The organism is Xanthobacter sp. DMC12 (genome assembly GCF_056314105.1).
Genome location: NZ_JBQUYZ010000009.1, coordinates 111,911 through 124,892, shown reverse-complemented (window position 1 = coordinate 124,892; position 12,982 = coordinate 111,911). Strand labels below are relative to the sequence as shown.

The 12,982-nt window shown below is 68.3% G+C and carries 14 protein-coding genes; 4 read left to right on the top strand and 10 right to left on the bottom strand.

Features of this window, described 5'->3' with window-relative positions; translation table 11 throughout:
• Positions 1-292 precede the first annotated feature (292 nt).
• Positions 293-475: a DUF1192 domain-containing protein gene (locus tag ACT535_RS24465; protein WP_168462501.1), complete on the bottom strand. Its 183-nt coding sequence runs from the start codon at positions 473-475 to the stop codon at positions 293-295.
• 141 nt (positions 476-616) lie between these two features.
• Between ACT535_RS24465 and ACT535_RS24460 the strand changes: the two genes are divergently transcribed.
• Entirely contained in the window at positions 617-1,627 is a 1,011-nt protein-coding gene (locus ACT535_RS24460) for an NAD(P)H-quinone oxidoreductase (RefSeq protein ID WP_476366346.1), read from the top strand.
• 36 nt (positions 1,628-1,663) lie between these two features.
• Here the strand turns inward: ACT535_RS24460 and ACT535_RS24455 are convergent, their stop codons facing one another.
• Complete coding sequence (locus tag ACT535_RS24455; protein ID WP_168462499.1) at positions 1,664-1,918, bottom strand: hypothetical protein; 255 nt, start codon at positions 1,916-1,918, stop codon at positions 1,664-1,666.
• 173 nt (positions 1,919-2,091) lie between these two features.
• Here ACT535_RS24455 and ACT535_RS24450 point away from each other — a divergent pair, with 173 nt between their 5' ends.
• Positions 2,092-3,531 carry an MFS transporter gene (locus tag ACT535_RS24450; RefSeq protein ID WP_476366345.1) on the top strand — a complete coding sequence of 480 codons (1,440 nt, stop codon included), beginning with the start codon at positions 2,092-2,094 and terminating at the stop codon, positions 3,529-3,531.
• On the opposite strand, the gene ACT535_RS24445 is transcribed toward ACT535_RS24450, so the two are convergent.
• The 3 genes from ACT535_RS24445 to ACT535_RS24435 all read right to left on the bottom strand — a co-directional run bounded on the left by ACT535_RS24445 (position 3,528) and on the right by ACT535_RS24435 (position 6,375).
• Positions 3,528-4,265 carry an RlmE family RNA methyltransferase gene (locus ACT535_RS24445; RefSeq protein ID WP_476366344.1) on the bottom strand — a complete coding sequence of 246 codons (738 nt, stop codon included), beginning with the start codon at positions 4,263-4,265 and terminating at the stop codon, positions 3,528-3,530. The two genes, ACT535_RS24450 and ACT535_RS24445, sit on opposite strands and share 4 nt — an antisense overlap.
• The gene (locus tag ACT535_RS24440) at positions 4,262-5,383 is read right to left on the bottom strand and encodes a Ppx/GppA phosphatase family protein (RefSeq protein ID WP_476366343.1); all 1,122 of its coding nucleotides are present in this window, start codon (positions 5,381-5,383) and stop codon (positions 4,262-4,264) included. The genes ACT535_RS24445 and ACT535_RS24440 overlap by 4 nt, the downstream gene beginning before the upstream one ends.
• Before the next feature lie 242 nt (positions 5,384-5,625).
• Entirely contained in the window at positions 5,626-6,375 is a 750-nt protein-coding gene (locus tag ACT535_RS24435; RefSeq protein WP_476366342.1) for a transaldolase family protein, read from the bottom strand.
• A 290-nt stretch (positions 6,376-6,665) separates the two neighbouring features.
• On the opposite strand from ACT535_RS24435, the gene ACT535_RS24430 reads away from it, so the two are divergent.
• Positions 6,666-7,025, top strand: a complete 360-nt coding sequence (locus tag ACT535_RS24430; RefSeq protein ID WP_476366341.1) for a hypothetical protein — start codon at positions 6,666-6,668, stop codon at positions 7,023-7,025.
• A gap of 30 nt (positions 7,026-7,055) precedes the next feature.
• Here the strand turns inward: ACT535_RS24430 and ACT535_RS24425 are convergent, their stop codons facing one another.
• The 5 genes from ACT535_RS24425 to ACT535_RS24405 form a co-directional block, all read right to left on the bottom strand.
• Positions 7,056-7,490 (bottom strand): DUF2023 family protein, encoded by a 435-nt coding sequence (locus ACT535_RS24425; RefSeq protein ID WP_476366340.1) that lies wholly within the window; start codon positions 7,488-7,490, stop codon positions 7,056-7,058.
• A complete protein-coding gene (gene fldA / locus ACT535_RS24420) occupies positions 7,469-7,951 on the bottom strand; it encodes a flavodoxin FldA (RefSeq protein ID WP_168462492.1) in 483 nt (160 codons plus the stop codon). The genes ACT535_RS24425 and fldA overlap by 22 nt, the downstream gene beginning before the upstream one ends.
• A gap of 604 nt (positions 7,952-8,555) precedes the next feature.
• Entirely contained in the window at positions 8,556-8,846 is a 291-nt protein-coding gene (locus tag ACT535_RS24415; RefSeq protein WP_476366339.1) for a GIY-YIG nuclease family protein, read from the bottom strand.
• Positions 8,847-8,882: 36 nt separating this feature from the next.
• Positions 8,883-10,091, bottom strand: a complete 1,209-nt coding sequence (gene gltS / locus ACT535_RS24410) for a sodium/glutamate symporter (protein ID WP_476366338.1) — start codon at positions 10,089-10,091, stop codon at positions 8,883-8,885.
• 66 nt (positions 10,092-10,157) lie between these two features.
• Positions 10,158-11,495: a sugar porter family MFS transporter gene (locus tag ACT535_RS24405; protein ID WP_476366337.1), complete on the bottom strand. Its 1,338-nt coding sequence runs from the start codon at positions 11,493-11,495 to the stop codon at positions 10,158-10,160.
• A 158-nt stretch (positions 11,496-11,653) separates the two neighbouring features.
• Between ACT535_RS24405 and ACT535_RS24400 the strand changes: the two genes are divergently transcribed.
• Positions 11,654-12,976, top strand: a complete 1,323-nt coding sequence (locus tag ACT535_RS24400; protein ID WP_476328973.1) for a DegT/DnrJ/EryC1/StrS family aminotransferase — start codon at positions 11,654-11,656, stop codon at positions 12,974-12,976.
• Positions 12,977-12,982: the final 6 nt, after the last annotated feature.

The following is a 12,982-nucleotide window of genomic DNA, read 5'->3' as shown; positions in this document are numbered from 1 at the left end:
CCGCTCCGTCGAAGGAACCGGCATCAAGCGCGGAGCCGGTGCCCCCGTAAAGAGGAGCGGCTCCGATCAGACTGGGGATATCGGGGGCTGGCCAAAGAAGAGCCGCCTTACGGCGGCTCGAAGTCCGACAGGGAGAGTTGCCAGAAGTCCGGGGAGGATCTTTTCCGACGGACAACTCCAGGATGCGCGTGGGTTATTGACGCCGCGTTAACACGAACCCGCTAGCCGCGCCCGTCCCGCGCGAACGAGGCCGGCACGATCGCAGTCCGGCTGCCGGGCGCTGCCGCCGTCCCTAAAGCTTGAAGGCTGCGTCGGCCGCCGCGCGGGAGGCGCGCTTGGAGACGAGCGCCGCCTCCAGCCGCGCGATCTCCGCCTTAAGCGCGGTTATACGCGCCTCGATCTCGTCCACCGACAGGCGCGACACGTCCGCGCCGGCCAACGGATCGGCAGGCTTCGGCTTGATCTCCTCATCCATTGGCTTTGCTCCTCCCCTTCCCTATTCTCCGCGCGACCGCCGCAGCCTCAGGCGCGGTTGCCTCCAGTCTGATCCCCCTATTTTGCGCGCCGTGGCCGGGCTGGGAAGAGCCTCGTGCCGCCGCCCTTGCCGGAGCCTTCCATGTCCAGCGCCGCCGACCTGCCCGAGACCATGACCGCTATCACCGTCAGCACCCCAGGCGGCCCCGAGAAGTTGGTGCCCGGCCCCCGGCCGGTGCCCAAGCCCGCGCCGGGCGAGGTTCTGGTGAAGGTGGAGGCGGCCGGCATCAACCGGCCGGACGTGATGCAGCGCAAGGGGCTCTACCCGCCGCCCCCCGGCGCGTCCGACATTCCCGGGCTCGAGATTGCAGGCACCGTGGTGGCGCTGGGCGATGGCGCCAGCACCTACAAGATCGGCGACAAGGTGTGCGCCCTCGTCACCGGCGGCGGCTATGCCGAATATTGCCCCGCCCACGAGGCTACCACCCTGCCCGTGCCCGAAGGTCTCTCCATGGCCGAGGCCGCGGCCATGCCCGAGACCGTCTTCACCGTATGGAGCAACATCTTCGACCGCGGCGGACTGAAGGCCGGAGAGACCCTGCTGGTTCATGGCGGAGCGAGCGGCATCGGCACCACAGCAATCCAGCTGGCAAAGGCGTTCGGCGCTCGCGTGGTGGTCACCGCCGGATCGGATGAAAAGTGCGCCGCCTGCGTGAAGCTCGGCGCGGACCTTGCGGTGAACTACAGGACGCAGGACTTCGTCGCGGAGGTGAAGAGCTTGACCGCCGGCAAGGGTGCCAACGTCATCCTCGACATGATCGGCGGGCCTTACATCCAGAAGAATTACGAGGCGGCGGCGCAGGACGGCCGCATCGTCCAGATCGCCTTCCAGCAGGGCGCCAAGGCCGAGGTGGATTTCATGCGCCTCATGCTGAAGCGCCTCACGCACACCGGCTCCACGCTGCGCTCGCGCCCGGTAGCGGAAAAGGCAGCCATCGCCGCGGCCATCGTGGAGCACGTCCTGCCGCTGATCGCCGCCGGAAAATACCGGCCGGTGATGGACGAGACGTTCCCGCTCACGGACGCCGCTGGTGCGCACGCCCGCATGGATGCGAGCGCGCACGTGGGAAAGATCGTGCTGGTGGTGGGATAGTTCCAGAAGAGGCGGAGGCGCCCCCCGCCTCTGCCTTCACGGGCGCCAGTCGCGCGGGGGCACGCCACCCGAGCGCTGGATGGCCTCGATGACCTCCCGCTGGCGGCGGTCGGTGCGCTTCATGTGCACCGCGATGACCGCATGGGCGGAGGGCACCAGGAACATCAACGGGAAGATCAGACCGAGCAGGATGCACGGCACGATCATCACCAGATTGATGATGGCCGAGATAGGCTGCCCGTTCACCAGCAGGCCGACGGGCGGCAGCAGAGCGGCGAGAATGTAGATCATGGTCTTCCCGGGCCCTCCTTTGAGGCCCAACGTCCATATGGTGTGCCCTGCCCGTGCTGCAAGGATCGGGGCCGGACCATGCGCCGAACGCCGGTTGATCGGGGCGCCGCCTCCGCCTATTGCGGAGAAGGGGAAACGGCGAGGCCCGAACGGACCGGCCCAAAGGTAAGCTGATGCAGCTCAAGGCGCTCCCGCCTCAAGTCCTCATTCCGCTCATCGTCGCCTGCGCGCTCTTCATGGAGCAGGTGGACTCGACCGTCATTGCCACCTCCCTGCCCGCCATCGCCGCCGACATCGGCGAGGACCCGGTATCGCTCAAGCTGGCGCTGACCTCTTACCTGCTCTCCCTGGCCGTTTTCATCCCGGCCAGCGGCTGGGCCGCCGACCGCTACGGCGCGCGCACGGTCTTCCGCTCGGCGATCGTCATCTTCACAATCGGCTCGATCCTGTGCGGCCTGTCCTCTTCCCTGGCGGACTTCGTGCTCTACCGCATCATCCAGGGCATGGGCGGAGCCATGATGGTGCCGGTCGGGCGGCTCGTCATCCTGCGCTCCGTGCCGAAATCGGAGCTGGTCTCCTCGCTCGCCTGGCTCACCATTCCGGCGCTGCTGGGCCCGGTGTTCGGTCCGCCGCTGGGCGGCTTCATCACCACCTATTTCGACTGGCGCCTCATCTTCTTCATCAATGTGCCGATCGGCGTGCTGGGCGTGTTCCTCGCCACCCGCTTCATCGAGAACGTGCGCGAGGAGGACGTCCCGCCCCTCGATCTCAAGGGCCTGATCCTGTCGGGCGTGGGGTTGGCCGGCCTCGTCTTCGGCTTTGCCGTGCTGGGGCAGGAGGTGCTCGTGCCGCAATGGGCGGCGATCGCCATCGGCGTCACCGGGGCGTTCTTCCTGTTCCTCTACGTGCGCCACGCCCGAGTCACCCCGCACGCCGTGCTCGATCTGCGGCTGCTGCGCCACGGGACGTTCCGCGCGGGCGTCGTGGGAGGCTCCCTGTTCCGCGTGGGCATCGGCGCCATGCCGTTCCTGCTGCCACTGATGCTGCAGCTCTCCTTCGGCCTCTCGCCCTTCGCCTCTGGCCTCCTCACCTTCACCGCCTCAGCCGGGGCGATGGCCATGAAGTTCACCGCCGCAAAGCTGCTGCGGCGCATCGGCTACAAGCATGTGCTTATTGCCAATGTCTTCCTGTGCAGCGGCTTCATCGCGATCAATGCGGCCTTCACGCCGCTGACTCCGCACTGGCTCATCGCATCGCTGCTGCTGGTGGGCGGCTTCCTGCGCTCGCTGCAGTTCACGGCCCTGAACGCGCTGAGCTATGCCGACGTGGAGCCGGCCGAGATGAGCCGGGCCACTTCGTTTGCGAGCGTGGCACAGCAGGTCTCGCTCTCGTTCGGCGTCGCCGTGGCGGGCCTGGTTCTGGAAACCATGCGGGCCTCACGCGGCGAGGTGGCAGTGACCCAGGGCGACTTCTCCGCCGCTTTCCTCGTGGTGGCGGCGGTGAGCGCACTCAGCATCTTTTTCTTCGTTCCCCTGCCGAAGGATGCCGGCGCCTCGCTCACGGCCCGCAAGCCGGACCTGGACGATCCGCGCAGCGAAGTGCCGCCGGACTAGTCCTCCGTTTCGTCGGCCTCGTCCGTCTCGTGCTCCGCGGTTTCGACCTTTCCCCGGAAACCGGTTGCGAGCACATAAAGCTCGGCCGAATCGGCCCGGCTGGCGGCGGGCTTGATATGGCGCACCAGCGCGAAATCGCGCTTGAGATTGGCGAGGAGCGTGCCCTCGGTGCCCCCCTGAATGACTTTGGCGAGGAAGGCGCCGCCCGGCGCAAGCACCTGCCTGGCGAAATCAGCCGCGAGTTCCACGAGACCGACGATGCGCAAGTGGTCGGTCTTCTTGTGACCCGTGGCGTTCGCCGCCATGTCGGACATCACAAAATCCGCCTGCCCGCCGAGCATCTCCATCAGCCGCCCCGGCGCGTCGGGAGCGAGGAAGTCCATCTGGGCGAAGACGACACCGGGAATCGGGTCCATCTCGAGAAGATCGATCGCGACGATCTTGCCCTGCCCCTGCTCAAGGCCGATCTTCTGCGCCGCCACCTGGCTCCAGCCGCCGGGCGCAGCGCCGAGATCGACGATGCGCAGGCCACGCTTCAGAAGCTTCGCCTTTTCGTCCATCTCGATGAGCTTGAACGCCGCGCGGGAGCGCCAGCCCTCGCGCTTGGCGCGCGCCACATAGGGGTCGTTCAGCTGGCGCTGAAGCCATTTCTGCTGGGAGGTGGTGCGGCCGCGCGAGGTCTTCACGCGAACCTTCAGCGGCCGGCCGTCCGGCCCACGGGGTGGTGTGGTCACGCGGGGCGGCTTCCGGTCGGCGGGGTCGCGTGGAAGCCATCGGCCGAGCGGCCGTTCCGCCACACGCCGTCCGCCCGCATCATCTGCACCAGCATCCCCTCCCTCAGCCCGCGATCGGCGACGCGCAGTCGGTCGGCGGGAAATACGCGGCGCACCGCTTCCATGATGGCGCAGCCGGCGAGGACGAGATCCGCCCGCTGGGCGCCGATGCACGGATTGGCCACGCGCTCCTCGAAGCTCATGGTCATCAGACGGTCCACCACCTGCTCGATATGGCTGGCCCCGAGCCAGGCCCCGTCGACCCGCGCGCGGTCGTAGCGATCGAGGCCGAGATGGATACCGGCGACGGTCGTCACCGTGCCTGACGTACCCAGAAGGTGCAGCCGGGCGGGCGCGCGCACGCCCCAGCTCTGGCGCACGCCGTCGAGCATGCCGCACACCTCATCCACCATGGTGTGGAACACGTCCGGCGACACCTTCACGCCGCCGTGGCGCTCCGAGAGGGAGACGACCCCCACGGGCAGCGAGACCCAGGAGCGGATGCGGGCCCGCGGCGGGCCATCGTCGCCGGCCGAGCGGCGGCCGAGCCAGACCACTTCGGTCGAACCGCCGCCGATGTCGAACAGCACCGCGCCCTCGCAGGAGGGGTCGACCAGCGGTGCGCACCCGGTCGCGGCAAGCCCCGCCTCGGTGCGGCGGTCAACCACCTCCAGCGTCAGCCCGGTGCGGGCCTCGACCTGCGAGCAGAAATCCTCGCCGTTGACGGCGGAGCGGCAGGCCTCGGTCGCCACCATCCTGGCGCGGGTGACGCCGCGCAGGTCCATTTTGGCCGCGCAGATTTCAAGCGCACCCAAGGCCCGTTCCATGGCGCCGTCGCACAGGCGGCCGGACGCGCCAAGGCCTTCGCCCAGGCGAACGATGCGCGAGAAGGCGTCCACCACGCGGAAGCTGCGGGCGGTTGGCCGTGCGATGAGGAGGCGGCAATTGTTGGTGCCGAGGTCTATGGCGGCATAAATGCCGTGCGGGCTCGGCACCCGCGACTCGGTCCGGCGATCCTGGGACGGTGCAGACGCGGCGCACGGGGCGGCAGGAGGCTGGTCCTTCGGACCACCACCCATCTCCGCTCGCGGCGGAGATACCGTTGCCTCGGCAACGGTTCCGCTGCGGCAAGACTGCTCCGGACCCCCACCGGGCCCGTGCGTCTCGTCCCTCATGTCCTGTCCCTCGCCGCAAGGCGGTCCCGTGCGCTCAGGCCGCCGCGAAGGTCCACGGCCGGCTGCGCCTTGCGGCCAGTGTAACAGCGCGGCGCCGCTGCGCAATGCCGCGGCGTGCCTTGTTCGTGGTCAGGAGGCGATGGGACTCACTCGGCGGCGGCGCGGCCCTTGAGATCGAGGGTCAGGCCGGCGGCGAGGGCGTCGACGCGGAAGGCCTTCACGGCATCCAGAGACAGCTCGGCGGCGGTGCGGGAGCCCATGGCGGGCAGCTTCTTCAGCACGTCGGCGGGGGCGGTGATGATGTGGCAGCCCATCTCGTCCGCCTCGATCACATTCCACACCTCGCGGGTGGAGGCCCAGATGACCTCGACGTTCGGCGTGGCGCGGGACAGCTCGACGGCGCGGGAAATCGCCGGCTTGTAATCGATGCCCAGATCCGCCAGCCGGCCGGCGAAAACCGAGATAATTGAAGGCGCTCCGCCGGCCAGGGCCTTCACGCCCTCGTCCACCTGGGGGACGTCGAAGATGGCGGTGAGGTTGACCTTCACGCCGTCCTGCACGAGGTCGCGCACCAGCTCGTACAAGGTTTCGCCGCGGGTGGTGGAGACCGGGAGCTTCACATGCACATGCTCGCCCCAGGTGGCGATGACGCGGGCCTGGGCGCGGATTTCGGGGATGTCGTCGGAGAAGACTTCGAACGAGATATGCCGGTCCGGCACCGCCGCCACGAGATCTTTTGCGTAGGCTTCATAATCGGTTACGCCAGCCTTGCGCAGCAAGGAGGGGTTGGTGGTGAAGCCGGCGATGTGGGGCTGCTTCGCCATTTCCACGATCTGCGCCTTGTCGGCGCCGTCGGTGAACAGCTTCACCTTCAGGTCGCTCAGCTTCACGGACATCTCTTCGGCTCCCTTGACGATTTCGGCCATCCTATAGGCGGTTTGCGGCAAATTGGACACCGCCCGGATCGAGAATTCGAACCGGGTGTCAGCCTAGGTTTCCGGGTGGGATATCGGTGGCATTAAGGGGGTGTTCACCATGAGTCGAACGAGCCGGTGTCAGCTGGACCGGCGGCAACCTCCGGGAAAGAACCAGCGGGTCATCCTCGGTGCGGCAGTAGGGGTGGAGGCGCGCGACTCGCGCACCTGATTACCGCCTCACCGGAAGTTCAGGGCATCAAGAGGCAGGCATGGTCTCGACGGACATGGTGGAGCGGATGGCGCGGGCGATGCACGCCTATTCGCAGCAGCGTTATCCGCTGCTGGAGCCGTGGGAGGAGCTGTCTGCCGAACGGCGGGCCTACCAGCGCCAGCTCGCCGCCCATGCGCTCCAGGCCCTCACCCCTCACGACGTGATCGAGATCACCTCCCGCGCCGCGCCGGCCATCGTGGCCGTGCCGGTGGACCCGGCGCCCTGGGCGCTGGCCGAGCTGCAGGAAGCCGCCATCTCCGACAACGGCACCGCCATGGATGCCCGGCGGCGCTACCGCTCCTTCCTCGCCACCGCCTCCCTGCCGCTGGCGACCCGCCATGCCGAGGGGGCGGTCTAGGGACTGCGGACCGAAGCTGCCCCCTGAAGCCTATTCCGCCGCCAGCGCCGGCCGGTCGAGGCCGCGGCCGGAGCGGGTGAGGTAGCGGCGGCATTGCTGCTCGCGGTCGTAGCCGAGCATGGTCCCCAGCATGAAGTCCTCTTCCGCCGTCAGGGCGTTGAGCGGCCTTGTGACCAGCGCCCGCGCGACCGCGACGAAGGCATCGCGGCCGAAGAAGAGGTTGGCCTTGGCCGGGCTCACCTGCTGCACGAAATGGTCGATGCCCGCCCGCTCCAGCCGCGCCAGCAAGGGCGGCAGGTCCCGCGTCCCCAGCGTCATCAGGAACAGGGGCCGCACGCCCCGCCCCAGCTCGTAGAGATGATGGTGAAACAGGCGCTGCGTGGCGCCTGCCTCCTCCCCTGCCGCGAGGCGCACTGCCACGGCCGGCAGATCGCAGACGGCCTCTAGAGAATGGTGCTGAGCCATGCGGTCACTCGCTTGTCGGTGAGACCGGACTGGGTGTCCTGGTCGAGGGCGAGGCCGACGAACTTGCCGTCGCGCTCGGCGGTGGAATTGAGAAAGTCGTAGCCCTTGGTATCGGTGAAGCCGACCACCACCGCCTCCAGCGCCGTCACCTCGTCGTAGAGGATGCCCATGGCATCGACGAAGGAGCCGGGATAGCTCTCCTGGTCGCCGGTGCCGAACAGGGCCACCTTCTTGCCTTTCAGCCGGGCGCCGCGGAGCTTGTCGATATGCTCCTCCCAGTCGGTCTGGAGCGTGCCGTCGCCATAGGTGGGCGAGCCGAGGATGAGCAGTTCGCAATTCTCGAAATCGGCCGCGCTCGCCGTCTTGATGTCCACCGCGCGGCCCTGGCACTTCTTGGAAATCCGGGACGCAACGCCCTTGGTGGCTCCGCCGTCGGAGCCGAAGATCACGTTAACAATCATGTCCTCGTCTCTTTATGGAATGATTCAAAAGCACTCGCCGCAGACTTCGCAATTGACGAAAGCGGACGACCTGGGAAACGGCAATTGTTCGCGATGCAAATGCATCGCATGAACATCATGACATCAAGGTTTCGTTGAAGACAATGGGGATTGGAGACATTGGAATGTCTCGATGGTGGGCGCTGACCACCGTCGTCGGAGACCGACCGGGCATGACGAGCGGGGCGGCGGCCACGAAGAGCGACGCACACCCCATCGGGCCTTCACCGCCGTCATGGCCGGGCTTGTCCCGGCCATCCACGTGGATCGGCCGGGAACAGCTCGGGGACACCGTCCCCTCGGCACGACGTGGGTGCCCGACACAAGGCCGGGCATGACGGGCGGGGTGACGACCTCGAAGAGTGACGCACACCCATCTGGACTTCACTGCCGTCATGGCCGGGCTTGTCCCGGAAGTCGGCTGCTGCCGACTTCCGTCTCAGAGAACGGAACCCGCAAACATGCGGGTTCCGGCCATCCACGTGGATCGGCCGGGAACAGCTCGCGGCACCGTCCCCTCGGCACGACGTGGATGCCCGGCACAAGGCCGGGCATGACGACAGGGTCAGGCCGCGATCTCGTCGGAGAGATCACGCCATTCCGGGTTCATCTCCAGAATGAGGCCAATTTTCCAGGCCCGCGACCAATGCTTCATCGTCTTCTCGAGCTGGATCGCGAGCGCGATGTCGTCGTATCGCTCGAAGTAGACGAGGCGCGTGAGGCCATGACGTTTTGAGAAGCCCTCGCCGTCACCCCGACGATGCTCGAAGGTCCGTCGCACCAGATCGTTCGTCACGCCGACATACAACGTGCCGTTCGGCCTGTTCGTGAGGATGTAGACCCAGCCGCCGCGCATGGGAGTTCAGTGAACCAAATCCCTGCTGGAGCCCCCTCACCTCAGCATGAAGCCGATCGCCAGCGCGTTCGCGATGTCGATGAAGAAGGCGGAGACCAAGGGCAGGATGATGAAGGCGATGGGCGCGGGGCCGTGGGTGCGGGTCACGGCGGTCATGTTGGCGATGGCGGTGGGGGTGGCGCCGAGGCTGATGCCGGTGAAGCCGGCGGCCAGCACCGCCGCCTGATAGTTCCGGCCCATGGCGGGAAACACCACGAACAGGATGTAGGCCACCGCCACCAGCGTCTGCAGCGCCAGCACCATGCCGAGCGCCGGGCCGAGGCCGCCGAGGGTCCAGAGCTGCATGCTCATCAGCGACATGGCGAGGAAGATCTTCAGCGACAGGTCGGACACCAGCGCCAGCGCCGGGGTGCGGGCCGGCCACGGCAGGCGGGGCGCGACCCTGGGCAGGATGTTGGTGATGACGATGGCCACCAGCATGCACACCACAAACATGGGCAGCTTCAGGCCGGTCTTCTCCACCACGCCTTCCAGCGCATAGGCGATGATGATGACGAGGTTGAGCGCGAGGATGGTGACGAGGATGTTCTTGTAGTTGACCGAACCGCCCTCCGGCTCGGCCGGAGTGTCCGGAAGGCCCACCATGGGGGCGTCGTCGCCGCTGCCGCGCAGGTTGAAGCGGGAGATGAGCAGGCCGGCCACCGGACCGCCCACGAGGCTGGCGATGACGAGGCCGAGGGTGGCGCTGGCGATGCCGATCTCCAGCGCGTTGGGCAGATCGAACCGCTGCGCGATCAGCGGCGCCCAGGCGATGGTGGTGCCGTGGCCGCCCACCAGCGACACCGAACCGAGCAGCGGCCCCACCCCATAAGGCAGGCCCAGCGCCGCCGCCCCGCCCACGGCGACGACGTTCTGCAGCACCAGATAGACCACAGTGAGCAGCAGCAGGATCACCAGCGGCTTGCCGCCGGTGGCGAGGTCCGAGACGCGGGCATTGAGACCGATGCCGGTGAAGAAATAGAGCAGCAGCAGGTCGCGGGCGTCGAGATCGAACGTCACCGCCAGACCCAGCACCTTGTAGGCGAAGAGCGTCGCGAGGGCCGCGATGATGCCGCCGGTGACGGCTTCGGGGATGTTCCAGCGCTTGAGCGGGGTGATGATCTCGTTGAGGCCGGCGCCGAGGAAGTAGACGAGGATGGCGATGGTGAAGCTCAGCAGCCCCGAAACCTCGAACGTCGCTGGCATCTGGCTTCCCCCTGCGCGGCCCTGTCTCGCCCCACCTGTAGCCCATTCCGGGCGGGGCTGAAACGGTCAGGCGCCGAGCCGTCGCAGGGCTTTTCCGGCGAGCACGTCCGTCTCGATGTCCTCCAGCTCCTTCTGCCGGGTCTCCGGCACGTAGGCGAGGGAGATGAAGAGGGAGGCGACGCACACCACGAGGAAGATGCCGATGGTGGCGGCAAGGCCGATGCCCTCCACCACCGAGAGGAAGCTCGCCGCCACGATGGCGTTGAACAGCCAGCTCGTCGCCGAGGCGGCGGCGATGCCCCGCTCGCGGATGGCCGAGGGGAACAGCTCGGACATGAGCACGTAGGGCAGCGGCCCGAGGCTCAGCGCGAAGGCGACGATGTAGGCGCAGAGCCCCGCCAGCGCCACATAGGGCCAGTCCGCCAGCGCCGCGACAATCACCACGGCGAGGCTCACCGCCATGGCCGCCGAGCCGGCGATGAGCAGCGGACGGCGGCCGAGGCGGTCCACCAGCATCATGGCCGCCAGCGTCGCCAGCACGTTCACAAGGCCGAGGCCGAAGGTGGCGGCCAGCGCGGCGACGCCAGCCGGGAAGCCGAGTTCGGTGAAGATGTGCGGGGCGTAATAGAGGATGCCGTCGATGCCGGAGAAGTTCTGCAGCACGAACAGCACGCTGCACAGCACCAGCACCGCCTTGGTGCTGCCGGTGCCGAGCACGGCGCGCCAGTCGCCGGCCGGCGTTGCGCCTTCCGCATCGGCGGACGAGATCTCGCCGGCAAGGCCCAGCCGCACCGCCGCTGCCTCGCCCTCCGCGATGCGGCCGCGGGAGAGCAGCCAGCGCGGGCTTTCCGGCAGCAGCAGCACCGCGCCCGCGCACGCCACCGCGATCAGGGCGCCGCCGCCCAGCATCTGATCCCACGAGGCGCGGCCGGTGAGCGCGAGGGGCACCGCATAGCCCAGAAGAATGCCGATGGTGACGGCGAGCTGGAACAGGGACACCACCGCGCCGCGATGGCGGGCGGGCGTCACCTCCGCCGCATACATGGGCACCACCATGGAGGAGAGCCCGACCCCGAGGCCGATGAGGATGCGCGCCACCACCAGCATCCCCACCCCCGGCGCCATCGCCTGCCCGAGCGGCACCAGCGCGTAGCCGGCGAAGGCGAGCGCCGCGGCGAGCAGGCAGGAGGGGCGCCGGCCGATGCGCTGGGAGATGGGGGCGGCGAGCACCGCGCCCACGAAGCAGCCCGCCAGCAGCGACGTCACCATCATCTCGGTGGCGCGCGTAGAGAGGGCGAACGCTTCGGAAATGGTGCCGACCACGCCGGCGATGGACGCCGTGCTGAAGCCGAACAGCATGCCGTTGAGGAGCACGAGGCCCGCCGTGAGGAAGAGGGTCGTCATTTCATCCCACGGGTAGCTGGGTAGAGCGCGCTTCAGGGCAGCGCGCGGGGGCGTGTATGCAGGGCTTGTAAGCGTGACCTGCAGTGGAGCATAAGTACAAAAAACGAGCGGCGATAGGCCCGGCATCTCGCCGGAGCGGCCGCAACGGAGGGCGCCCAGTGACCGTTTCCGTGGCAACCCACGAACACGCCAATCGCCTCGCCATCGAGGGCGGCGAACCGGTCCGCACCAAGCCCCTGCCGTGGGAACTGCCCGGCGCCCACTGGATCGGTGCGGAGGAGCTTGAGCTCGTCTCCCGCGTGGTGCGCGCCCAGAGCCCGTTCCGCTTCTACGGCCCCGACCTCCAGCACATGGTGGACACGCTGGAGAAGGAATGGTGCGCCGCCTTCGGCCACAAGCACGCGCTGGGGGTCTCTTCCGGCACCGCCGCGCTGACCATCGCCATGTCGGCCCTCGACATCGGCCCCGGCGACGAGGTGCTGGTGCCCGGCTATCTCTGGGTGAGCTGCGTGGCCGCCGTGGTGCGGGCGGGCGCCATCCCGAAGCTGGTGGACGTGGACGACTGCTTCACCCTCGATCCGGCGGACGTGGAGCGCAAGATCGGCCCCAACACCCGCGCCGCTTTGATGGTGCACATGAGCGGCGCGCCCGGCCGGGTGGCCGATGTCGCCCGCATCTGCCGCGAGCGCGGCATCGCCCTCATCGAGGATTGCGCGCAGACCGCCGGCGCCAGCCAGAACGGCAAGGCCGTGGGCACGTTCGGCGACATCGGCATCTTCTCGTTCCAGCTCAACAAGAACATGACCTCCGGCGACGGCGGCATGGTGGTGACGGAGCGGGACGACCTGTTCCGCCGCATCGTCGCCCTGCACGACCTCGGCTATCCGCGCAACGAGAAGGGCCGGCTCGACACCTCGGACGAGAGCTGCCAGCTCTGGGGCGTCGGCGCCCGCATGTCGGAGCTGACGGGCGCCATGTGCCTCGCCCAGATGCGCAAGCTGCCGCAGATCACCGGCAACATGCGCTCGTCCAAGTGGCGCATCCGCAATGCCCTCGCCGACATCCCCGGCCTCGGCTTCCGCACCGTGCCCGATCCCTCCGGCGACACCGGCCCCTTCATGCTCATGACCCTGAAGGACGAGGCCACCGCCCGCCGCTTCGTGGACGCCCTGCGCGCCGAGGGCATCGCCGGGCCGGCCGGCTCGCTGGCCTGCCTCGCCATGCGCGAGTGGGGGATGCACTGGTATTCCAACATCCCGAGCCTCGTGAACAAGCGCTCGGACAGCCGCGACGGCTTCCCCTGGACGCACCCGTCCAACGCCTTCGGCCAGAGCTACAGCTACGCCGCCGGCGCCCTGCCGAACTGTGACGACCTGCACGCGCGCGGCGCGCTGCTCACCATCGCCTCCACGCTCACGCCCGAGGACGAGGACGACATCATCGCCGCCGTCCGCAAGGTGGCGCGCGTGGTGCTGGCCTGACGCCCG